Origin of the sequence: Salinicola halimionae, from assembly GCF_003206065.1 — a bacterium.
Taxonomy (GTDB): Bacteria; Pseudomonadota; Gammaproteobacteria; order Pseudomonadales; family Halomonadaceae; genus Salinicola; species Salinicola halimionae.
Genome location: NZ_PZJQ01000005.1, coordinates 624,738 through 646,805, shown reverse-complemented (window position 1 = coordinate 646,805; position 22,068 = coordinate 624,738). Strand labels below are relative to the sequence as shown.

Below are 22,068 nucleotides of genomic sequence, written 5' to 3'. Positions count from 1 at the left end.
GCCCCGGGTAAACCCCCATTATGGAGTCGACGCCAGCGCTTTCAAGGCTAACGATCTCGGCGAGTGTCGTCTCGGTGCCTGTTTTTACGTACGTCGCTGCGCCTTGCGAAGCGCCTCTGCCATCGCCCCCGAGGGTTGCGCGGCCTGACGGTCGCCGCCCTGGCGCGAGGATTGATGGCCATGACTCGCATCGCCCTGACGCGCTTTGCCGCCGCCACGTCGCTCACTGCCGCCTTTCTTCTCGTCGGCCCCCTTCTTCTCGCCGGGCGTGTCGCCGAGTCGCATCGTCAACCCGATCCGCTGACGCGCCACGTCTACCTCCATCACCTTGACCTTGACGATGTCGCCAGCCTTGACCACCTGCCGCGGATCGTCGACGAACTTGTCGGCCAGCGCAGAAATATGCACAAGACCATCCTGATGTACCCCGATATCGACGAAGGCGCCGAAGTGGGTCACGTTGGTCACGACACCTTCCAGCAGCATGTCGGGTTCGAGATCGCCAATTTTCTCGACGCCCTCGCGGAACGTCGCCGCCTTGAATTCGGGGCGCGGATCACGCCCGGGCTTGTCGAGCTCGGCCAGAATGTCGATCACGGTCGGCAATCCGAATGTCTTGTCGACGCCTAGCGCATCATCGACATAGTCCGACGGCTTGAGCGACTTGAGATAGCGGCTATCCCCGATCAGCCCGCGCAGTTCGCGGCCGTTGCGTTCGGCGATACGTGCCACCAACGGGTAGGCTTCCGGATGCACGGCGCTGGCGTCGAGTGGATTCGCCCCACCCATGATGCGCAGAAAACCGGCGCACTGCTCGAAGGTCTTGGGGCCCAGCCGTTCGACGTCCAGCAGCTCCTTGCGAGTGCGAAAAGGCCCCTCGCGGTCACGCCGCGCCACGATATTGTCGGCCAGCATCGCACTCAGTCCGGAGACTCGAGTCAGCAGCGCGCTGGAGGCCGTATTGAGATCGACCCCCACGGCGTTGACGCAGTCTTCGACCACGGCTTCGAGACTGCGGGATAGATTCACCTGGGAAACATCGTGCTGGTACTGACCCACGCCGATCGACTTGGGATCGATCTTGACCAGTTCGGCCTGCGGATCCTGAAGACGCCGGGCGATCGACACCGCACCGCGAATCGAGACGTCGAGATCGGGAAACTCCTTGGCCGCCAGTGCCGAAGCGGAGTAGACCGAGGCGCCAGCTTCACTGACCATCACCTTGGCGATCTGGCGTGGCGCGACCCGCTGGACCAGCTCGGCGGCAAGTCTGTCGGTTTCACGGCTGGCCGTGCCGTTGCCGATCGCGACAAGCGAAATGTCATGACGCTCGACCAACGCGGCCAGCGTGGCCAGCGACTCGTCCCAGCGCTTCTGTGGCGCATGCGGGTAGATGACGGCCTGCTCCAGGAACCGCCCGGTGGCATCGACCACGGCAACCTTGCAGCCCGTACGCTGGCCGGGATCGAGCCCCAGCGTGGTTCGTGGCCCGGCCGGCGCCGCCAGCAATAGATCCTTGAGGTTGGCGGCGAAGACGTCGATCGCCTCCTGTTCGGCGCGCTCCCGCAATCGTCCCATCAACTCGGTTTCCAGGTGCGTGTAGAGCTTCACTCGCCAGCTCCAGCGGACCACCTCTTTCAACCAGCGAGAAGCCGGCTGTTCGGCGCCGAGATCGATACCCACGTGGCGCGCTATCGCCACCTCGGCGGGGTGAATCGGCGCCTCGTCTTCGCCAGCCATCACCAATGAAAGCGACAGCACGCCCTCCTTGCGCCCGCGAAACATCGCCAGCGCCCGGTGAGACGGCGTCTTGGATAGGCCTTCGTCATGCTCAAAGTAGTCCGAGAACTTGGCGCCTTCGGCCTCCTTGCCCTTGACCACCCGGGCACGGAGTTGCCCGTCTTCCCACAGTCGTTCGCGCAGGCGGCCGACCAGCTCGGCCTCTTCACTGAAGCGTTCCATCAAAATCTGTTTGGCCCCGTCCAGCGCGGCCATGGCATCCTCGATGCCATGGCTCCCGCCGGTGGCACTGTCGATGAACCCCGCCGCCTCGCGCTCGGAATCGAGACCCGGGTCGACCAGCAGGTGATCCGCCAGCGGTTCGAGCCCGGCTTCACGGGCGATCTGCGCCTTGGTCCGGCGCTTCTTGCGATAAGGCAGGTAAAGATCTTCCAGACGCTGCTTGGTGGTCGCCTTCTCGAGATCGGCGCGCAGCGCAGGCGTCATCTGCCCCTGTTCATCGATCGCCTGCAGGATGGCTTCGCGGCGCTCTTCCATCTCGCGCAGATAGCCCAGGCGCTCTTCCAGCGTGCGCAACTGAGTATCGTCCAGGCCGCCGGTGACTTCCTTGCGATAGCGGGCGACGAAGGGAACGGTGGCGCCGCCATCCAGCAGCTCGACAGCGGCAGCGATCTGATTGGCGCGAACGCCGAGCTCGTCGGCGATCAGCGCAATGATTGCGGTTTGGGTGTTGGACATGAAAACCATCGCGATGGGTAAGATCGCGCCACGTTAGCACAGAGCTGCGAGCGGCTCACACTACGAAGGCGCTGGAGTCTCGGAAAGCAAACGGGGATGGCCAATTGGCCATCCCCGTCGTGCGTGCGCCACATTCGGCGCCAGGATTTCGACAAAGACCTTCATGTAGAGCTTCACTCTCGAACCTTTCAGCCGAGGCTTCTCTGCACCGACCTTTCAATCGTTCACCCAAGGCCTAGAGCGTCTGCGGGCCTGCCGCCAGAATATCCGCATCGATATCGTCGAACTTGGTGAAGTTGCCGGTAAATTTGGCAATCAGCGCATTCATCTGTTCGCGATAGGCATCCTGATCGCCCCAGGCATCACGCGGGTCTAGCAGCTTGGCGTCAACACCCTCGACCGCGACTGGGACATCGAGGTTGAGCCCCTCGATATGACGCGTCTCGATACCCTTGAGATCGCCCTCCTGAATGGCGCGGATGATGGCACGGGTCGTGGGGATACTGAAACGGCTGCCGCCCTTCCCGTATGCACCACCGCTCCAGCCGGTATTGACCAGATAGACGCGGGATTCGAACGCCTCGATGCGCTTGATCAGCAGCTCGGCATATTCGTGAGCCGGCCGGGGGAAGAACGGTGCGCCGAAGCAGGTCGAGAACGTTGCTTCCAGGCCACTGGTAGACCCCATTTCGGTCGAGCCGACCTTGGCTGTATAGCCGGAGAGAAAATGATAGGCCGCCGCTTCCTTGGAAAGCAGCGATACCGGGGGCAGCACGCCGCTCATGTCGCAGGTAAGGAAGATGATCGCGCTCGGCTCTCCGGCGCGGTTCTCCTCGATGCGCTTCTCGACGAACTCCAGCGGATAGCCGGCACGACCGTTCTGGGTCAGGCTATCATCGGTAAAATCGGGCACCCGGTCTTTCTCCAGCACCACGTTTTCCAGCACGGTACCGAAACGAATCGCATCCCAGATGATCGGTTCATTCTTGCGCGATAGATCGATGGTCTTGGCGTAACACCCACCCTCGAAGTTGAAGACAGTGCCCTCCCCCCAACCATGCTCGTCATCGCCGATGAGGTAACGATCCGGGTCCGCCGACAGGGTCGTCTTGCCGGTGCCGGAAAGCCCGAAAAACAGCGTGGTCTCGCCGTCTTCGCCAACGTTGGCACTGCAGTGCATCGGTAGCACATCCTTTTCCGGCAGCAGAAAATTCTGCACCGAGAACATCGCCTTCTTCATCTCGCCCGCGTAGCGCATGCCGGCCAGCAGTACCCGGCGGCGCGCGAAATTGATCATCACGGTGCTCTCTGAGCGCGTGCCGTCACGCTGCGGATCGCAGACGAACTTGGGAGCGCTCAACACCGTCCATTCGCTCTTGTCTTTCGGATTCCAATTATCGGGACGCACGAAAAGATTGCGCCCGTAAAGGCTGTGCCAGGCCTGCTCCGTGATCACGCGAATCGGCAGGTAGTACTCCGGATCGGCGCCCACATGCAGCTCGGAAACGAAAGTGTCGCCACCGACCAGATAATCTTCCACCCGCTCCCACAGCGCATCGAACACGTTCGGTTCGATCGGCCGGTTGACCTGTCCCCAATCGATCAGGTCCGACGTCGAGGGCTCCTCGACGATGAAGCGATCCAGCGTGGAGCGCCCGGTACGCGCCCCCGTCTCCACCACCAGCGCGCCGTTGACGGCCAACACGCCTTCTCCTCTCGCGAGGGCATATTCGACCAGCTCGGCCGCGGTCAAATTGGTGTGCGCTTTCGCGAGGCGGGACTCGCCAGCAGCCGGGGCGGTGGCTTGAGAGGTGGTCATTATCCAGTCCTGGGCTCTAAGGCCTCTGTTCCGTGTCGTTTCACAGCGTTGTAGACCCGCCACCCGACGACACCGCTATAGCGGAACCGGTGACATCGACACCTGACGGGCGAAAAAGGACCGCCATTATGGCAAAAAGCGTCCAGCGCGCAAACGCTGGACGCTCGATGTCAATTCGGCTTTGATCAAAGTCTGATTAAAGGGAAAGCCATCCACCGCGCAAGCCCTAGTGCAGCGTCGGCGATGGCGCCTGAGGCGAGTCGATGATCGCCTCGATTTCCGCCGCACTAAAATGGTACTGGGTATGACAAAAATGGCACTGGGTATCGATGGCTTTCTGCTCGTCGAGTATCTGGCGCAACTCATCGGCGCCGAAGGTATGCAAGGCGTTGGCGATTCGCTCACGCGAGCAGGTACAACCGAAGGCCAGCGCCTTGGGCGTGAAGACACGCGTGGTCTCTTCGTGAAACAGCCGATGCAGCACGTCCTGCGCCGGCAGCGTCAGCATTTCGTCATCGGTGATCGTCGCCGCCAGATGCACGACCCGATCCCAGGCATCCGGGTCCTTGTTCGAGTGATCGTCCGGCAGCTGCTGCAATAGCAGCCCGGCACTGCGTTGACCGTCGGCGCTCAGCCAGAGCCGAGTGGCGAGCTGCTCCGACTGGGCAAAGTACGCTTCCAGACACGCCGCGAGCTGGTCGTGCTCCAGCGCCACGATACCCTGGTAGCGATTGCCTTCGGCAGGATCGAGCGTGATCACGATCTGACCGTCACCGACCAATTGGCGCAACGTGGCGTTGTCGGCGAAGACCTGCTCCTCATCGTAACGCGCGATGGCACGCAGCTGTCCGCCCGGGCTGGACTCGGCCATCAACACATCGACGCCCTGCTTGCCCCGGACCTCCACACTCACGGTACCGTCGAGCTTGACGGTTTCGGTCAGCAACGCGACCGCGCTCAACAGCTCTCCCAGTTGTTGGCGGATCGGCTCGGGATACGCCTGACGCTCGAGAACTTCCCGATAGGCCGTCTCCAGTTGCACGATTTCGCCACGCACATTGGTGTCATCGAATAGGAAGCGTTGGATTTCGTCGTTCATGACTCATATCTCTTCTGACGCTGGCTCCGCAGGTGACGATGTTGCGTCATCGACACATCTCATCCATACGGAACCAGCGATGGCAGGTAGGTGGCGGCGCTGAGCGATTACGTAAACCAGCCGTTCAGTCGTCGGTAGGCTGGCGCTGGAAGCGATGAATGTCGCGACGCTGGCGCTTGTCGGGGCGCTTGATCGGTGGCTGCATCATCTGATTGGCCAGCCTGCGCTGATGGGCTTCGCGTTCGCGGCGGTCGATGCTTTCCGGCGTCTCGGCATAAAGCTGCTGGGCTTCCGGCGCACCGCGACGTTGTCCCGACAACGCGACGACCTCGACGGTCGCATTGTCCCAACCCTGCGGCACTTCGATCAGTGCCCCGATCTCGACGTTTCGGCTGGTCTTGACGCGGCCACCATTGTAACGAACCTTGCCGCCCTCGATCGCCTTCTTGGCCAGCTGACGCGTCTTGAAAAATCGCGCCGCCCATAGCCATTTATCGATACGTACCGTTTCACTCATGGATCTATTACCTCGACCTGCCTAGATGGGGGTCGCTAGTCGCTGCTTCAACCCGTTTTCAACTCGATGCGCCAGGCAAAAGTGAGGCGAAACGATCGACGACGGTAAACGTCGGGTGCGGTCTCTCGGCCTTCTGACTATCCGGCCTGAGAATACCCAGCAAATGGCCCATGCCATAGCGCCGAGCGCACTCCAGCACGTCGGTATTGTCATCGATGAACAGACTACGGGCCGGATCGAACGGATGCAGCGTCTGCATCGCCTCCCAGAAGGCGGGTTCCTCCTTGGGAACCCCGACATCCGCGGATGACACGATGCGGTCGACGTAGCGGTCCAGGCCGGTCAGCGGGAGCTTGAGCCCGAGACTCTCGCGATCGGCGTTGGTGGCGAGCACGACTTCGACCGGCGCCGCTTCGAGCCATTCCATGAATGCCAGCGCATCGGCACGCCATCCGATCAGGTGCGCGACCTCGCGCTTGAGCGCCACGATATCCACCGATAGTTCACGACTCCAATGCGCCAGGCTGTACCAATCCAGCGTTCCACGGGCATCGAGAATTCGTGCCTCCAGCGCCATGCGATGCTTCTCGTCGAGCCGATGCAGCTCAACGTAGCGACGCGGCAGATGCTCCAGCCAGAAATGGCTGTCGAAATGGAGATCGAGCAGAGTTCCGTCCATATCCAGAAAAACGGTATCGATCGCGTTCCAGTCGATCATCGGGCGACATCTCGGAAAATGAGTGGGTGTATAAGTCCCTCGGGCGCGCCGTCCATTTCGAAGGGCCTTTGTCAGCGCCATCGAATGGATATTTCCCACACGAGCGGGGGTCTATTATTGTACCCAGAGCAACCCGCCCGATGCACGGAGGCCGTATGAGGCCGAAAGACTCTCCCCCGCCCCCCTTGACCAAACCTGCCATTCTCGAGCGGCGCAATGTGGCCGAAAGCGAACTGTTTGCCATCGAATCACTCGATCTACGCTTCGCCAATGGCGCCGAGCGCACTTTCGAGCGTTTGAAGGGCAAAGGACGTGGGGCGGTGATGCTGGTGGCCATGCCGGACCCGGACCATGTGCTGCTGATCCGCGAATATGCCGCAGGCTTCGATGAATATACCTTGACCCTGCCCAAGGGGCTGGTCGACCCGGGCGAAGACATCATCACGGCGGCCAATCGAGAGCTGATGGAAGAATGCGGTTTTGGCGCCAACCGGATCGAGCCGTTGGTCGAGCTGTCACTGGCACCCAACTACATGAATCATCGCATTCAGGTGATGTTGGCAAGCGATCTGTACGAAAAGCAGCTCGAAGGCGACGAACCCGAGCCCTTGATCGTCGAAACACACGCCATCGACGATATCACCGGGTTGCTGGCTCGCGACGACTTTCACGAAGGCCGTGCCATTGCCGCCTTGTTCATTGCTCGTGAAAAGCTGCGCAACGACCGCGAATCCGAGAGCTGGTGGTGACATCGAACGGCGCTGTGAACAACTCGATAACGTCGATATCGTACCGTCGTTAATCCCGACGCATCCTTGTTCTATCTCCACAACGACGATCGCCCCGCTAGGCGGGGCGATCGTCGACAGTAAGCTAATGCACTAACGCGAGTGCTACCTCGTCATTAGTTGGGATCGACATCCTGCGCGGAATCTACGCCGTGGTTACCTTCCATATCGTCCTGCATCTTGCCCTGCGCAGCAGACTTGTCCTGAGCCGTCGGCCCATCCGCTTTCAAACTACCCGGCTGGGTATTGGAGGAGCCAGTCTGCGCGTTGTCGGTATCCGGCAGGCTGTTCTCTGAAGGCAGGGAACCAGCATTCTCACCGGCAGAAGTAGCACCCTGTGCTTTGGTCGGCGCGGAACCACCGGACTGCGTGTTGGAAGAACCCGTCTCCGGGCTGACGCTCGGCGCCTGATCCTGCGCAAAGGCGCCAGCGGTCGGCAACGCGATCAGTGCGGCAAAAATAGCGGCGTTGAGTTTTTTCATGTGAATCCTCCGTAATTCATCTAGAGGTAGTGCGGATCCAGCGACCGAGTCATGGGATAGCTTTTAGCACCGATCTTTCGGCTAAAATCCGTCGACCTGCTATTTTCAGTCGCTTGCACTACCGTTTGCAGTATCACTCGTACTACGCGGCCTTGCCGAAACAAGTTATACAAAACTTAGCCATAAAACCGTGACTTGGCAAATTTCGATTTATGCTCCGCCCTTGGCGTCATAGCATTCGATGAATCGACGAGCCGCCGGTGACAGCTCCCTGTCCCGCCGCCACAGCAATTCGAAGGCGGGATTGGGCGTGCGGAACTGGTAGTTAACCTGCGCCACGCTCCCTCGGCCCACCTGTTCCCGAGCAATTCTTTCCGGCAACAGGGCCAGCACGCCTGCATCACGTTCCAACATCGCCAGAATGGCATAGGTCGATGAAATTTCGATCGACTGCACCGACTGCGAAAGGCCGGCAGCCACGAACTCCTGCTCCAGCATTCGCGGCATACTGACGGGATAGACGATCCAGGTCTGCCGAGCCAGCGTGGTAAAATCCGGTTCTTCGATGGCGGCCAACGCATGGCGAGGATTGGCAACCACCCACAGCGGTTCGGGAAAGTTGCCATGGCTGTGATAGTCGCCGGGCCGCCGACCGAAGTTGGAACGGCATAGCGCGACATCGATGCGGCCCTGATCAAGCAAGCGCAAAAGGCCTACGCTGGTGTCCTCGATCACTTGCAAAGACAGCGACGGCTGTTCGGCGCGCACCTTGACGATCGCTTCGACGATCGCTGCGATGGCGCCCATGGTGCCACCAACCGCCAGATGCCCCCCAAACCCCTGCTGTATGCCGATCATCTCCTCACGCAGGTGTGCCACATCGGTCTGGATCAGTCGGGCATAACGCACAACGCAACGCCCCAGATCGTTGGTTTCCAGACCGCGTGCGCTACGCACGAACAGCGCCGCTCCCAGCGTCGACTCGATCTCGTTGAGCGCTCGCGTCGCCCCGGGTTGGGAAATCGCTACCTGCTCGGCCGCCTTATGAATGGATCCGCACTCGTCGAGCGCCATCAATAGCCGCAGCTGGCGCAGGCGAAGGCGCGACATCAACGTTTCCAGCGTCGGGAGCATCGGAGAAGTTCCTCATTTACGGCTTGGGATGAATCAAGACTTCAGTTGCATTAAGACTTTGGGTGAATGCACGCACGTTATCACTCGATCAGTAACTCTCAGTAGTGGGCAGTACGCCAAACGGATACCGTGTTGCCAGCTTTCAAGCTCATAATAAATTACTGATTAAAAACGAATTTACGCCAAAGGTCGCATAGACCAAAGTGGCAACCGTAACCCGAGGAGCCGAGCCATGGCGCTGATCGAACACACCACCGAGGCGCCAGCCTCGATCATCCGGCTGCACGAGCGAGATGATGTCGTCATCGCACGTGTGCCGCTACCCAAAGGCACCGAGGTATCACCAGGCGTCATTCTGACAGACGCCGTGCCGGCCGCTCACAAAATTGCCATCCGGGCCCTGAACAGTGGAGACATGATCCGCCGCTACGGCCAGATCATCGGTCGTGCCACTCGACCCATCGCCGCCGGCGATCATGTCCACGTCCACAATCTCAGCATTGGCGACCTGGAAGGCGCCGGCCACGAACAAGACTACGCCATCGGAAGCGAGGTCAACGCGGTGAAGCGAATTTCCCCCGCCGCGACGTTCATGGGAATTCCGCGGGAGGATGGCAGAGTCGCGACCCGCAATTACATTGGCATTCTCACCTCGGTCAACTGCTCCGCCACGGTCGCTCACGCCATCGCCGATCATTTCCGGCGCGACGTGCACCCCGAAGCGATGGCGCCCTACCCCAACGTGGATGGCGTGGTCGCACTGACTCACGGCGTGGGGTGCGCAGTGGCCGCGGACGGCGAGGCGCTGGAGATGTTGCGTCGCACGCTCGCCGGCTACGCGCGCCACGTCAATTTCGCCGCCGTGCTGGTGGTCGGACTGGGCTGCGAGACCAACCAGATCGATGCGCTGATCGAATCCCAGGGCCTGAAACCGGGGCCCAAGCTCCATCCGTTTACCATTCAGCAGATCGGCGGCACCACCAAAGCCATCGCCGAGGGCATTCATCACATCAAGCAACTGCTGAGAGAAGCCAATGATGTCGAACGCACGCCCTGCTCGGTAGAACATCTTCGGGTAGCGCTTCAATGCGGCGGCTCCGACGGCTACTCCGGCATCACCGCCAATCCAGCCCTGGGCGCCGCCGTCGATCGCCTCATCGCCCACGGCGGTAGCGCCGTACTCGCCGAGACGCCGGAAGTCTACGGCGCCGAACACCTGCTGACACGAAGAGCAGTCAGCCCTGCGGTTGCCCACAAGCTGATCGAGCGCATCCATTGGTGGGAAGAGTTCTGTCGGGTTCGCGGTGCCTCGCTCGATAACAACCCCTCTGCCGGCAACAAGGCCGGCGGATTGACCACGATCCTCGAGAAATCGCTGGGGGCCGTGGCCAAAGCCGGCACCACGCCGCTGGTCGAGGTCCTCGAGTATGCCGAACCCATGCGAGAGCGGGGGCTGGCGTTCATGGATTCTCCCGGATTCGATCCGGTCTCGGTCACCGGTCAGGTCGCCAGCGGCTGCAACCTGATTGCTTTCACCACCGGCCGTGGCAGCGCATTTGGCTGTGCTCCGGTGCCCTCGATGAAGCTTTCGACCAACAGCGCCCTATGGCGACACCAGTCGGACGACATGGATATCAATTGCGGCGCCCTGATCGATGGCGACATCGAGTTCGAACAGCTCGGGGAACAGATATTCCAACGCTTTCTGACCCTGGCTTCCGGCGAACGCAGCCGCAGCGAATGTCACGGCTACGGGCAACAGGAATTCGTACCCTGGCAAATCGGTGTCATCACCTGAGTTCGCTCCCCTTCTGAACTCTTGCGTCATCCTTCCACAGACTTCAACGCTTTCAAGGCGCCGTCACTGACGGCGCCTCCCCTAGCCTTGGCATGGAGAAGATCGCATGTCGATTCCCGCATCACGCGTCCCCATCTACGATACGCTCAACCGCATCCCCGGCGGCTTGATGATCGTGCCGTTGATTCTCGGCTCGATCGTCGGCACATTGGCGCCCGCCGCCCTGGAAATCGGTAGTTTCACGACCGCGCTGTTCAAGGAAGGCGCCATGGCCTTCATGGGCTTGGTGATCTTCGCCACCGGCATGCAGATCACGCCCCGCAACGCCGGGCCCATCGTCGGCACCGCCAGCGTCATCCTTCTGACCAAGAGCCTGATCCCCGGCGTGTTGATCGCGGTGCTGGGTTTGACCACCGGAATGCACGGCCTGTTCGGAATCTCGATTCTGGCCATGCTGGCCGCAATGGATAATAGCAACGGCGGGATCTGGCTGGCATTCACCGGCCGTTATGGCGATCAGCGAGATCGCGGCGCCTACATCGCCAGCGCGATCAATGATGGCCCGTTCTTCACCCTGATTCTGATCGGGGCATCGGGTCTGGCCGACATTCCGCTGGAAGTATTCATGGCGGCGATCATTCCGCTGCTGCTGGGCATTCTGGTGGGCAATCTCGACCCGAAATGGACCGAGGTCCTGCGTCCTGTGCCCGAGATGGTGATTCCATTTTTCTCTTTCGGGCTCGGCACCGGGATCAACCTTACCGATGTCGTACACGGCGGACTCACGGGATTGGCACTGGGACTGATCGTCGCGCCGTTTACCGGAGGGCTAGTCTATCTCGGCTATCGGTATCTACTAAAACGCGGTCGACGCAGCGGCATCGGTTTCGCTGCAGGCACCACCGCCGGCAATTCCATTGCGACGCCGGCGATTGCCGCCGCAGCCGATCCGTCTCTGCAATCCTACGTTGGGGTCGCCACGACTCAGGTCGCCGCCTGCGTGCTGGTCTCGGCGCTAATGGCACCGGCCATCGCCTCATGGCTGCTCAAACGCAACGGCGAATTACGCTCACCCGACGAGCCCCAAGGAAACGCCGTCGAGATCGACGACGCTTCCGGTCTACGCCCTGACTCGATCATGAAATGATCTCGCCATCATCTGGCCAGAAATAGCGGGCCGGAAACAGGCCCAAAAATAACGACTCGAAACGAATCGAGCCAGCATTTGCTGGCTCGACGTGTTCGTGTTCGTGTTGGTGTTGGTGTTCGTGTTCGTGTTCGTGTTCGAAAGTAGAATCGATGCCCAGATCAGGACAGCCTGACGACCTGTCCGGTTTCGGCGCTCTGAATGCCGGCTTCGAGCATGCGCATGACGTCCAGCGCAGCTTCTGCGGTCACCGGGAGCGGTGCTGTGCCCTGGATGGCATCGCGGACGCCGGCATAGTAGGCCAGATAATCGCCCGGCAAGGTTGGAATCTCGTGCAGTTCTGGCTGACCACCCTCGCGCACTTGGCCGATCGTCATCAAGCCGTGGCGCCAATCCTCCCCCCATTGTGGCGAAGGCTGCCGGTCGCCACGCTTGAGCATGTCTTCCTGAGGGTCGAGGCCGTGCTTGACGTAGCTCGCTCGCGTCCCGTGGACTGTGAAACGTGCCCCCGGAGTCGACACTAACGTGCCGCCATGCAGGATCACTCGGGATTCCCCGTAGCGCAATACCGCATGAAAATAGTCGTCGACCTTGGCGCCCTCACGCTGGCAGGACAGGTCGAGCGATATCGACTCCGGTGTACCGAACAGCACCAGACTCTGATCGAGCAGGTGAGAGCCGAGATCGAACCAGGCACCGGCACCCGGCGCGGGCTCCTCTCGCCAGCGTTGGGCGACCTCCGGTCGAAATCGATCGAAATGCGATTCGAAATGCACGATCTTACCCAGCGACTGACTATCGATGAGATCGCGCACGGTCAGGAAATCCGCATCCCAGCGCCGATTGTGAAATACCGACAATAACCGCTTGGCCTCGACCGCCTGATCGCACAGCTTGCGCGCTTCGTCCGCCGTCACGGTGAACGGCTTGTCGACCACGACATGCTTGCCCGCTGCCAAAGCTTCGCTGACCAGTGGATAGTGAGTCGCATTCGGCGTGGGAATGACGACCAGATCGATGTCGTCACGAGCAAGTAGCGCCTGCGGTGTCGGCTCTACCGGCACGCTCGGCCAGTCGGCATGAACCTTGTCGGCGTCTCGACTCGCCACGGCGACCAGAGAAAGCCCGTCCTGAGCGGTGATCAAAGGCGCGTGGAAACGTTTGCTGGCCATGCCATAACCAACCAGCCCCACACGGATGGATCCCTTCATGCTGAGGTCCCCTAGAAATAGATTCGCAATCGCTTCGCAGGCAGCTTTACAGGCAAAACCGCGAGGCACCTATTATCCAAGGGTATCGCAACTTGAAGGGCAATGATCTCCCCATAACGGTGAGGCAGGTGCCTGAAGCGCGAGCGCTCCCCCTCGAGGCGATCTCAAGCCTTGGCGACAGCCAGCCCCGACCGACGCTGCTGCCATGCCGCAGGCAATCTCGCTTCCAGCCAATGCCGCATGGGTGCGACCACGAAACGCTGCATCAGCACCGCGAGCACGACGATCAGCGCCAGGTGGAAAAACATGGTCCATAGCGGGATCGCGAATTTCAGTGCCGCATTGCCGCTATCCACTACCCAGCTCTCGTGCCATCGCTGGAGCAGCCAGCGCGTGGCTCTCGCCATCGGCCCTATCAGCGGCGTGTGCAGTGCGAAGATACATAGCGCCGACTCCCCCAACCGCTGCGCCCAGGCACGTACCGCCGCGCTATCCGGGGTCGCGAACGCACTCGCACTCAGCAACACCAGCGCCTGGAATGGCAACAGGAAGCCATTGTGGGTCAGGTAATAGAGATGCAAGCCATCCAGCTTGAGCAACCAGACACCGATCGGCACCCCGCAGAGACCCAGCGCCAGCAGCGGATAGCGGAAACGGCGGATCAGATCGCTCACCCGGTCAGACTGCCAGGCACGATAAAGCACGATTCCCGCCAGGAATTCGGGCAGGCGGAATAAGGGATTGCGATGAAGAACGCCGACCGTAACGTAGTCGAAGGCTCCCGCCAACGTCGCCAGGAGCGGTCCCAAGGAATAGCATCCCCAAATGGCGACCAGCATCAGCCCCCAACGCTGAACGCGCATGAGCCTGGGAGCCAGCCAGGGGAAACAGGCATAGAAGAAGAGTAACGCCGAGATTGACCACGAAGCGCCGTTGAGCCACAGGAATCGCGGCTCCCAGGCCTGCAATAGCGTCAACTGCAACGCGATGTGTTTGAGTGCTCCGGGCCAGGACAGACGTTCCGAGAACGCCGCGCGCGCTTCGTCACTCAGCGGATAGTAAGGATGCGCGTTGAAGTAAACATAAACCCCTTCCGGGCGAATGGGGTACTGCAACAACAGCAGGCCAATCGCCAGCAGCATGGTGATGACGTGAATCGGATAGAGATTGCACAGCCGCTTGGCGACGAAAGCCGGGCCGCGCATTTTCATCTCGCCGACGTCATCCAGCGCGACATGGGCGAGCAGAAAACCCGACAGCATGAAAAACGTGCTGGTCGCGAAAAAACCCATGCCGATAAAACTTCTCAGCATGTCGGGCATATCGTCGTAGATACCGCCAAAATGGTAGGCGACCATCCACAACGCCATTAGAAAGCGAAGCCACTCCAGCCCGTAGTAGCGCTGTCGTTTGCTCGTGGACATGTTGCCACCTCCTTTTGGCGTCACCGCGCATGGCGGCAACCCTATCTGCAACACAAGGGCGGACATCGACCCTGTAAAAATGAATGGCGTGGTCAAAGACGAATGCCGTCAACGCAATACGATCGGCTCAAATGGGTATCGAGAACAGGTGGAAAATCGATGTGAGGACGTGGGCCGACGTGCGCGGATGATGCCACCGCCGTGGTCAAAGTGTAACCGAACGGCAACGAAAATCCTCTCGCGACACCAGAAATCACCGGGTTTTACATAAATGGCGGCGGCTGTCGTCGATAGACGACAGGATTTGGTCTTCAAGTCCGTGCATGCCATGCGTCAGGATGCGCTAATCTGGGAACGAGCTCATTCGTTGCTTCACGCTTTCAGCTCGGGTTCCGTCCGGAGCTTCGCCACTTCAACGCCCCCTCAATCAGGAGTCTCCATGAGTCAGAATCCCCCCGTCGCTTTCATTACCGGCGCCACGTCAGGGTTTGGACGCGCCTGCGCCCACCGCTTTGCCGAGGCCGGCTGGGCCCTGGTGCTTACCGGTCGCCGACAGGACCGGCTGGAAACGATCAAGCGTCAGTTGGAAAATCAGGTTCCGGTACACATTGCCACGCTGGATGTCCGCGAGCGTGACAGCGTTGCCAATGTGGTCGAGGAACTGCCGGCCGCATTCAAGGCAGTCAAGGTACTGGTCAACAATGCGGGGCTGGCAATGGGTGCCGGTCCCGCCCAGGAAGCCGATCTGGACGACTGGCAGACGGTCATCGATACCAACATTACCGGGCTGGTCAACGTCACGCGCATGCTATTGCCGACACTGATCGATGTCGGGCGCGGCGCGGCCATCATCAACATCAGCTCAACTGCGGCGCTGTGGCCTTACCCGGGCAGCCACGTCTATGGCGCGTCCAAGGCGTTCGTCAATCAGTTTTCCTACAACCTGCGCTGCGATCTCAAGGGAACCGGCGTGCGCGTCACAGACATCGCTCCCGGCATGTCGGAGACCGAATTCACCCTGGTGCGAATGAAAGGTGACCAGAACGCACACGACAAGCTCTACGGTGGCGTGGAGCCCATCCAGCCGGAAGACGTGGCCGAGCAGGTCTTTCTCGCCGCGACGTTGCCGCCGCATCTCAATATCAACCGCCTCGAATTGATGCCCGTATGCCAGTCTTGGGGTGGTCTGACGGTCAACCGAGACTAACCAGCGAACGCCCGGCAGAAGGATGCCCCGACCCGGCAGGAAAATTCATCGGCCGGCGGGGCATTCCCGACGCTCGGCCATGCCGGGCATCAGGCGCCGCGTGACTTTTCGCGCAAAGCCTGATGTCGACAACGACAATCAAAATCACGGATCGATATGTCTGAACCTTCCCGTGCCGCGGCATCGTCCGCTCGCGAGCGGCACCCCCTGTGGCTCACTGCGGCGCCCGGGCTTTTCCTGTTGTTATGGTCACTGGGGTTTCCGATTGCCAAGATCGGAACCCAACACGTGGATTCGCTATTGTTTCTGGGTCTGCGATTCGTGCTCGTGCTGCTGATCATGCTGCCGATCTGGCTGTGGCTGCGCCCACCGATGCCCGCCAGGTGGCGCGACTGGGGCCATCAGGCCGTCGTCGGCTTCCTGATCCAAACCGTCTACTTCGGCTGCTGTTACAGCTCCTTCGCGCTAGGCAGCTCAGCGGGCGTCGTGGCCCTGGTGGTATCACTGCAGCCGGTATTGGTGGCCCTCGCCGCCCCCGCAATGGTCGGAGAGACCATCGGCACACGACGCTGGATCGGTTTCGCGCTGGGCCTGGTCGGCGCCGTGGTGGTGATTCTGGGACGTTCGACGGTGGAGGGCATAACCACTGGTGGGCTGTTGCTGACCGTTGCCGCCCTGCTAGGAATGAGCAGCGCGACGCTCTATGAAAAGCGCTACGGACGCCCGCTTCATCCGGTCAGCGCCAATCTCATTCAGTATGCCACCGGCTTGATCACGACTCTGCCGCTGATCATGCTGTTCGGTCACTTCACGCTCGATTGGAACGGGGCACTCATCGGCTCACTGGCCTATCTGGTCATCGGCAACTCGCTGATCGCGATTTCGCTGCTGCTGGCGATGATCCGGCGTGGTGAAGCCTCTCGGGTATCGGCGCTGTTCTACCTGGTGCCGCCTTGCGCAGCGTTATTTTCCTGGTGGCTGATCGACGAACCGATGCCGCCGATTGCGTGGCTGGGCATGGCCATCGCCGCCGCCGGGGTCGCCATGGTCAGCCGCAAGCCCAAGCCTAGCTGACCGATCCATCGGACGCCCCTCGACGATGCACGAGATCGGCCCTCATCGATCCACCAGAGCCGATCGAACGCTCAGCTCTTGGCCGCTAACAGCACGCCGGCACCGATCATCAATGATCCGGCGCCCCGATTGAGTCGTCTCTGGGCTCGGGAAGAGCGAAAGACTCGCCGTGCCCTTGCCGCGCTGGCCGCCACCAGACCGAGGCCGCCGCTCAGACCGATGACGGTCAGCCCGACCAATAGCGTCAAAGAAGATCCGCCGAGCCGATCCAGATCGATGAACGTGGGCAGGAAGGCGATATAGAACAGGATAACCTTGGGGTTGGACGCGGAGATCAGAAAACCCTGCATGGCGCCGGCCAGGAAGCTGGAAGAGACTCCGGGCGCCGCCATCTCGTCGCTCTGCGTCGGGCTCGTCCACAGTTTCCAGCCGAGATAGAACAGATAAAGCGCGCCCATTATCCGGACCACGCCAAAGAATTCCCCCCAGTGCTCGGCTAGGGTCGCCAGGCCGAACGTCGCGAGAAGCAGATAGAGAACGTCGCTGATCGCCATCCCCGCTGCCAATGGCAGACACCGGCGGAAACCCGCGTTCACGCCCGTGGCAATCAAGGCGAACACGCCTGGACCCGGTGTGATGGCGAACAGGAAAATGGACAGCAGATAGGTGGCTGCACTCTCGAATGTCATGGCGATCTATAATCCGATATCGATGAGCGCTGATTGTCTATCCAAAAAAAGCGGCAACGCAAGTGCGCTGCCGCTTTGAAGCATCTCGCGAAATCAAGAACTCAGCAGTTACCCTTTTTCGCCTGCCCCGGCGGACAGAAGTCTCCATCACCGTGGTGATGGTCGTCGTCACCGAAGATCACGGCGGGTTCCGATTCGATTCGTGCAGGATGATAACTACACGCACTAAGCAGCGCGATTGCCAATAACGCCCATGCTACCGTGATCACACGGCGTGATCGCTTTCTCGCCTTGTTCTCCGACACACCCTACTCCTCATCGTCTGGCCGGTCGTCGTGCCGGCGTCGCTCTCAGCGTAACACGCCGAGAACATACCTCACTGGTCACCGTCCGGCGCCGATCATCCAAACACGACCTTGGCCACATCCGAATAAACCTTGGCGAAATGCACGCGCATGCCTGCCTTGAGATAGTCCGGCAACTCATTGTAATCGCGCTCGTTGGCCTCGGGCAGAATCAGTTCGAAGATTTCGCTGCGGCGCGCCGCAATCACCTTCTCGCGGATACCGCCGACAGGCAGAACCTGGCCTGTCAGCGTCAGCTCGCCGGTCATCGCCAATGGCCGATCGATATTCTGGTTCCGGGCCAGCGACATCAGCGCCGTGGTCATGGTCACGCCCGCAGAGGGGCCGTCCTTCGGCGTCGCGCCCTCCGGCACGTGAAGATGGATGAAGGCTTCGTTGAAGAAGTCCGCATCGGCCCCGTATTCGCCCAGATGACCCAGCGTGTAGCTGTAGGCAATATTGGCCGACTCCTGCATCACCTCACCCAGCTTGCCGGTCAGCTTGAAGCCGCGGGTCAGCGCATGCACCTTGGTGGCCTCGATGGGCAACGTCGCCCCGCCCATGGCCGTCCAGGCAAGGCCCGTCACCACACCGACGCCCTTGAGTACCTTTTCCTTGCGGAAGAGCGGCGCCCCGAGGAAATCTTCCAGATTGTGAACCGAGACCTTGACCGTTTCCTGATCCTGCTCGAGCATCTTGACCGCCGCCTTGCGCACGATTCGATGCAGTTGCTTTTCGAGCTGTCGAACGCCGGCTTCCCGAGCATAGCCTTCGATCACCTGCCTGAGTGCTGCATCGGTCAGGTTGATGCGCTTTTTCGGTATTCGATCTCGCTTCAACAGCTTCGGCCACAAGTGATGTTTGGCGATCGCCACTTTCTCCTCGGCGATATAGCCGGATAGCCGAATCTGCTCCATACGATCGAGCAGCGCTGGCGGTATCGTATCGAGCTGATTGGCCGTGCACACGAACAGCACCTTGGAGAGATCCAGACGCACGTCGAGATAGTGATCGAGGAAATCGACGTTCTGTTCCGGGTCGAGCACCTCGAGCAGCGCCGAAGCCGGGTCGCCCTGAAACGACTGCCCCATCTTGTCGATCTCGTCGAGCATGATCACCGGATTCTCGACCTCGACCTCCTTCAGCGCCTGCACCAGCTTGCCCGGCATCGCGCCAATATAAGTTCGTCGATGGCCCTTGATCTCGGCCTCGTCGCGCATGCCCCCAACCGAAAATCGGTAGAACTTGCGGCCCAGGGCATCGGCAATCGAGCGTCCAACGGACGTCTTGCCCACGCCTGGAGGCCCCACGAGAAGCACGATCGATCCGCCGACGTCACCCTTGAACGAACCTTCGGCCAGGAACTCGATGATCCGTTCCTTGACGTCGCCGAGACCATCATGGTCGCGATCGAGCACGCCACGAGCGCGTTTGAGGTCGAGCTGGTCCTGGGAGGTGATCCCCCAGGGCAGCGAGGTCAACCAGTCGAGATAGTTACGCGTGGTGCCGTACTCCGGCGAGCCGGTTTCCAGCACCGAGAGCTTGTTGAGCTCATCATCGATGCGCCCCTGTACCCGCTCCGGCACCTGGAGCGCCTCGAGCCGGTCGCGAAAGGTGTCGACGTCACTCTCGCGATCGTCTTTGGAAATGCCCAGCTCTTTCTGAATCACCTTGAGCTGCTCGCGCAGGAAGAATTCGCGTTGACGCTCCTGCATCTGCGAATTGACCTGCTCGCTGATCTGGTTCTGCAACTGAGCGACTTCGATCTCCTTGCGCAGCAGTGGCAGCACCTTCTGCATTCGATCCATGATCGGCAGCGTCTCGAGCACATTTTGCAGCTCACGGCCCTTGGCCGAGGTGATGGCCGCGGCAAAATCAGTCAACGGGCCGGGCTCGTGAGGGCTGAAGCGGTTGAGATAGCTCTTCAGCTCTTCCCCGTAGAGCGGATTGATCGGCAGCAGCTCCTTGATGCCATTGATCAACGACATCGCGTAGGCACGAGCTTCCTCGGCTTCGGCATCGACCGGCTCGCGGGGGTAGGAAACCTCGACCAGATACGGTGGTGTCTTCGAGAGCCAGCGATGAATGCGAAAGCGCCGCACCCCCTGAGCGATGAACTGAATCTGCTGCTCTTCGTTCTGGTTGCGATGGACCTTCACCGCCGTGCCGATTTCGGGAAAGCTCCCCGGGCCCAGCTCGTCCATGCTCACGTCGCCCACGAACGCCACTCCCACCATGTGATGAGGCGTGTTGGCGACTCGTTTCATGGTCTCTTCCCAGCGCTGACGCTGAATGATCAACGGCTGTACCTGGGCGGGAAAGAATGGACGATTGTGAATGGGGAGGAGATAGATCCGTTCCGGCAGAGAATCGCCGGAGGGTACGACGGCCCCGCGCGTCGAATGTTGCGACTCATGGTCGGCGCCAGACGCCTCATCGTTGGCATCGGACGCGTCTTGATCGACGTCGAACGAACCTTCGCTGGTATCGAAAGTGTCCGCGGAATCCCGGTTATGTTCGCTCATCATTCACCTTGAGTTCATGGCCAGTACTGGCCGAATGATCAAGGGATGTGGGCAGCGAGGCAGGAGTTCAAGTCAGGCGCCGGAGATCGGCTCAGAAATTACCGGGCCGCTCTCTCAGGAGCGGCCCGATTCGACACGCTGATTGGCGTCAGTATGCAGCGGCAGACGACGGCAACAGCGGCATCTGCTGGCCGTTGATTTCGAGCTGACCGTTCGCCAGCTTGAGCTGCAGCGGGCCATTATTCATCGGCAAGCCGAGGTACATCATCAGCATCGCCGGCGCGCCCTCGAGGGTCAGATTGCCGTTCATCCGTTGCACCAGTTCACGCTGCAGCGCGTCGGCGTTCATCGTGTCGAGATTCCAACCCTCGATGCCACTGCCGTCGACGCCAAGTTCACCGTTACCCCGCATCTTCATTCCCAGCATCGGGCTATTGGCGGTGAGGTTGTCCAGCGAGAGGTGAGGCGATCCTGCCAGCAACGCCTTGATCGAAGGCTGCAACGGCGTCAGAGCTGCATCCAGCGCCTGATCGTCATCGGCGTCGATGGCAGTCTGGATGTCGACCAGGTTCTCGTCGAGCGCCGTGGCCAACGCGCGATAGGCATCGCCATCGACGTGATCCAGTGTCAACGCAAAGCCACCGTCGAAGATCGATTGATCCTGTACTCGCGTCTCGCCCATGTTTGCCTTCAGCGTCATCGTCAGTCGATCGGCATCGAGCGTGGATTCAACCGCGTAACGGATATCCTGGGACGTCACGCTCGGACTGCCATCGGGCGTGACCGTCGTCATGGGGATGGTCAGCGACATCGCCTGATGGAAGGCCTGATCATTGCCCTCGAACGTGCCGGCAAGCTGGGTGCCTTCGACCAGGATATCGGTCTGCTCATCGGCCATGTGCAGCTTCGGTGCCTGGCCATTCAGCGAGACGTGATCGCCAACCTGTTCGAGATCGAGCGCAAGACCACCGAATTCGAGCTGCATGTCGCGGGCTGGTGTCACTTCGCCAGCCACTTCACTCGCGGGCACAGTGACTTGCTGCGAGAAGCTCGGCACGTCGAAGTGAGTTTCCAGTTTCTGCTCACGGGTCAGAAAACGGCCGGTCCAGGTCACTGGGCCATCGCTTTCCAGCACATCGCCGAACAGAGTCTTGTCGCCTTCGACCTTGACCTGAGCATTGCCCTGCAGCGTAGTCTCGAGCAACCCATGACCCGCCTGATAAGGCACCTCGATGACAACCGGGTCCATGTCCTGCCCCAGTGCCAGATAACGCGCTTCGAGACGACCGCTGGAATGAAACCATCCGCTATCGACATCATCGCGCGAAACCTGCCATTCAGGGCTGGCATCGAGTCGCGCGATCAGCTTGTCCATCTCGGCATCGAAGCGTTGGCTCGAATAGGCCTGAGCGCCCAGATATCCCGCTCCCGCCACAACGACCACAACTACCCCGGCGACCATCCATTTACGCATGTACTGCTCCAGACGTTGACGGTAGAAACGCTGTTAGGTTTTGCACGAAAACTGCCTGTGCTCGTCGACTTTTCGTACAAAGCCTAGATCCACACAATGACTCGGCCTGCATGGGGCGTCATCTTGTTACCAAGCTTCGC

The 22,068-nt window shown here is 60.6% G+C and carries 17 protein-coding genes; 5 read left to right on the top strand and 12 right to left on the bottom strand.

Annotation, left to right across the window (positions count from 1 at the left end; genetic code table 11):
• Nucleotides 1-84: 84 nt before the first annotated feature.
• From DOM27_RS15810 to DOM27_RS15790, 5 genes are all read right to left on the bottom strand, one after another.
• On the bottom strand, nucleotides 85-2,478 hold the full coding sequence (locus tag DOM27_RS15810; protein ID WP_110657390.1) for a Tex family protein: 2,394 nt from the start codon (nucleotides 2,476-2,478) through the stop codon (nucleotides 85-87).
• 235 nt (nucleotides 2,479-2,713) lie between these two features.
• The gene (locus DOM27_RS15805; RefSeq protein WP_110657388.1) at nucleotides 2,714-4,297 is read right to left on the bottom strand and encodes a phosphoenolpyruvate carboxykinase; all 1,584 of its coding nucleotides are present in this window, start codon (nucleotides 4,295-4,297) and stop codon (nucleotides 2,714-2,716) included.
• A 226-nt stretch (nucleotides 4,298-4,523) separates the two neighbouring features.
• Nucleotides 4,524-5,396 (bottom strand): Hsp33 family molecular chaperone HslO, encoded by an 873-nt coding sequence (gene hslO, locus DOM27_RS15800; protein WP_110657386.1) that lies wholly within the window; start codon nucleotides 5,394-5,396, stop codon nucleotides 4,524-4,526.
• A 124-nt stretch (nucleotides 5,397-5,520) separates the two neighbouring features.
• A complete protein-coding gene (locus DOM27_RS15795) occupies nucleotides 5,521-5,913 on the bottom strand; it encodes an RNA-binding S4 domain-containing protein (RefSeq protein WP_110657384.1) in 393 nt (130 codons plus the stop codon).
• Nucleotides 5,914-5,971: 58 nt separating this feature from the next.
• Nucleotides 5,972-6,631, bottom strand: coding sequence for an HAD-IA family hydrolase (locus DOM27_RS15790; RefSeq protein WP_110657382.1), 660 nt, complete (start codon nucleotides 6,629-6,631; stop codon nucleotides 5,972-5,974).
• A gap of 155 nt (nucleotides 6,632-6,786) precedes the next feature.
• On the opposite strand from DOM27_RS15790, the gene nudE reads away from it, so the two are divergent.
• A complete protein-coding gene (gene nudE, locus DOM27_RS15785) occupies nucleotides 6,787-7,380 on the top strand; it encodes an ADP compounds hydrolase NudE (protein WP_188113736.1) in 594 nt (197 codons plus the stop codon).
• A 155-nt stretch (nucleotides 7,381-7,535) separates the two neighbouring features.
• On the opposite strand, the gene DOM27_RS15780 is transcribed toward nudE, so the two are convergent.
• On the bottom strand, nucleotides 7,536-7,901 hold the full coding sequence (locus DOM27_RS15780; RefSeq protein ID WP_110657378.1) for a hypothetical protein: 366 nt from the start codon (nucleotides 7,899-7,901) through the stop codon (nucleotides 7,536-7,538).
• Nucleotides 7,902-8,111: 210 nt separating this feature from the next.
• Nucleotides 8,112-9,035 (bottom strand): LysR family transcriptional regulator, encoded by a 924-nt coding sequence (locus DOM27_RS15775; protein ID WP_110657376.1) that lies wholly within the window; start codon nucleotides 9,033-9,035, stop codon nucleotides 8,112-8,114.
• Between the two features lie 232 nt (nucleotides 9,036-9,267).
• Between DOM27_RS15775 and DOM27_RS15770 the strand changes: the two genes are divergently transcribed.
• The gene (locus DOM27_RS15770) at nucleotides 9,268-10,833 is read left to right on the top strand and encodes a UxaA family hydrolase (RefSeq protein WP_110657374.1); all 1,566 of its coding nucleotides are present in this window, start codon (nucleotides 9,268-9,270) and stop codon (nucleotides 10,831-10,833) included.
• A gap of 106 nt (nucleotides 10,834-10,939) precedes the next feature.
• On the top strand, nucleotides 10,940-11,980 hold the full coding sequence (locus DOM27_RS15765) for a 2-keto-3-deoxygluconate permease (protein WP_110657372.1): 1,041 nt from the start codon (nucleotides 10,940-10,942) through the stop codon (nucleotides 11,978-11,980).
• Nucleotides 11,981-12,141: 161 nt separating this feature from the next.
• On the opposite strand, the gene DOM27_RS15755 is transcribed toward DOM27_RS15765, so the two are convergent.
• Complete coding sequence (locus tag DOM27_RS15755; RefSeq protein WP_110657370.1) at nucleotides 12,142-13,191, bottom strand: oxidoreductase; 1,050 nt, start codon at nucleotides 13,189-13,191, stop codon at nucleotides 12,142-12,144.
• Nucleotides 13,192-13,355: 164 nt separating this feature from the next.
• Nucleotides 13,356-14,615, bottom strand: coding sequence for an acyltransferase family protein (locus DOM27_RS15750; protein WP_110657368.1), 1,260 nt, complete (start codon nucleotides 14,613-14,615; stop codon nucleotides 13,356-13,358).
• Between the two features lie 439 nt (nucleotides 14,616-15,054).
• On the opposite strand from DOM27_RS15750, the gene DOM27_RS15745 reads away from it, so the two are divergent.
• Together DOM27_RS15745 and DOM27_RS15740 are read left to right on the top strand one after the other, a co-directional pair.
• A complete protein-coding gene (locus DOM27_RS15745; RefSeq protein ID WP_110657366.1) occupies nucleotides 15,055-15,822 on the top strand; it encodes an SDR family NAD(P)-dependent oxidoreductase in 768 nt (255 codons plus the stop codon).
• 156 nt (nucleotides 15,823-15,978) lie between these two features.
• The gene (locus tag DOM27_RS15740; protein ID WP_110657364.1) at nucleotides 15,979-16,896 is read left to right on the top strand and encodes a DMT family transporter; all 918 of its coding nucleotides are present in this window, start codon (nucleotides 15,979-15,981) and stop codon (nucleotides 16,894-16,896) included.
• Nucleotides 16,897-16,967: 71 nt separating this feature from the next.
• Here the strand turns inward: DOM27_RS15740 and DOM27_RS15735 are convergent, their stop codons facing one another.
• The 3 genes from DOM27_RS15735 to DOM27_RS15720 form a co-directional block, all read right to left on the bottom strand.
• A complete protein-coding gene (locus tag DOM27_RS15735; RefSeq protein ID WP_110657362.1) occupies nucleotides 16,968-17,585 on the bottom strand; it encodes a LysE family translocator in 618 nt (205 codons plus the stop codon).
• Nucleotides 17,586-17,985: 400 nt separating this feature from the next.
• Complete coding sequence (gene lon, locus DOM27_RS15725) at nucleotides 17,986-20,454, bottom strand: endopeptidase La (RefSeq protein ID WP_110657884.1); 2,469 nt, start codon at nucleotides 20,452-20,454, stop codon at nucleotides 17,986-17,988.
• A 148-nt stretch (nucleotides 20,455-20,602) separates the two neighbouring features.
• Complete coding sequence (locus DOM27_RS15720; protein WP_110657358.1) at nucleotides 20,603-21,928, bottom strand: DUF945 family protein; 1,326 nt, start codon at nucleotides 21,926-21,928, stop codon at nucleotides 20,603-20,605.
• Between the last annotated feature and the right edge of the window lie 140 nt (nucleotides 21,929-22,068).

Coding starts and splice junctions, on each gene's coding strand:
- DOM27_RS15735 (WP_110657362.1), bottom strand. CDS start 17,585: ATGACATTCGAGAGTGCAGCCACCTATCTGCTGTCCATTTTCCTGTTC.
- DOM27_RS15780 (WP_110657378.1), bottom strand. CDS start 7,901: ATGAAAAAACTCAACGCCGCTATTTTTGCCGCACTGATCGCGTTGCCG.
- DOM27_RS15765 (WP_110657372.1), top strand. CDS start 10,940: ATGTCGATTCCCGCATCACGCGTCCCCATCTACGATACGCTCAACCGC.
- lon (WP_110657884.1), bottom strand. CDS start 20,454: ATGAGCGAACATAACCGGGATTCCGCGGACACTTTCGATACCAGCGAA.
- DOM27_RS15740 (WP_110657364.1), top strand. CDS start 15,979: ATGTCTGAACCTTCCCGTGCCGCGGCATCGTCCGCTCGCGAGCGGCAC.
- DOM27_RS15775 (WP_110657376.1), bottom strand. CDS start 9,035: ATGCTCCCGACGCTGGAAACGTTGATGTCGCGCCTTCGCCTGCGCCAG.
- DOM27_RS15755 (WP_110657370.1), bottom strand. CDS start 13,191: ATGAAGGGATCCATCCGTGTGGGGCTGGTTGGTTATGGCATGGCCAGC.
- hslO (WP_110657386.1), bottom strand. CDS start 5,396: ATGAACGACGAAATCCAACGCTTCCTATTCGATGACACCAATGTGCGT.
- DOM27_RS15720 (WP_110657358.1), bottom strand. CDS start 21,928: ATGCGTAAATGGATGGTCGCCGGGGTAGTTGTGGTCGTTGTGGCGGGA.
- DOM27_RS15790 (WP_110657382.1), bottom strand. CDS start 6,631: ATGATCGACTGGAACGCGATCGATACCGTTTTTCTGGATATGGACGGA.
- DOM27_RS15745 (WP_110657366.1), top strand. CDS start 15,055: ATGAGTCAGAATCCCCCCGTCGCTTTCATTACCGGCGCCACGTCAGGG.
- DOM27_RS15805 (WP_110657388.1), bottom strand. CDS start 4,297: ATGACCACCTCTCAAGCCACCGCCCCGGCTGCTGGCGAGTCCCGCCTC.
- nudE (WP_188113736.1), top strand. CDS start 6,787: ATGAGGCCGAAAGACTCTCCCCCGCCCCCCTTGACCAAACCTGCCATT.
- DOM27_RS15770 (WP_110657374.1), top strand. CDS start 9,268: ATGGCGCTGATCGAACACACCACCGAGGCGCCAGCCTCGATCATCCGG.
- DOM27_RS15795 (WP_110657384.1), bottom strand. CDS start 5,913: ATGAGTGAAACGGTACGTATCGATAAATGGCTATGGGCGGCGCGATTT.
- DOM27_RS15810 (WP_110657390.1), bottom strand. CDS start 2,478: ATGTCCAACACCCAAACCGCAATCATTGCGCTGATCGCCGACGAGCTC.
- DOM27_RS15750 (WP_110657368.1), bottom strand. CDS start 14,615: ATGTCCACGAGCAAACGACAGCGCTACTACGGGCTGGAGTGGCTTCGC.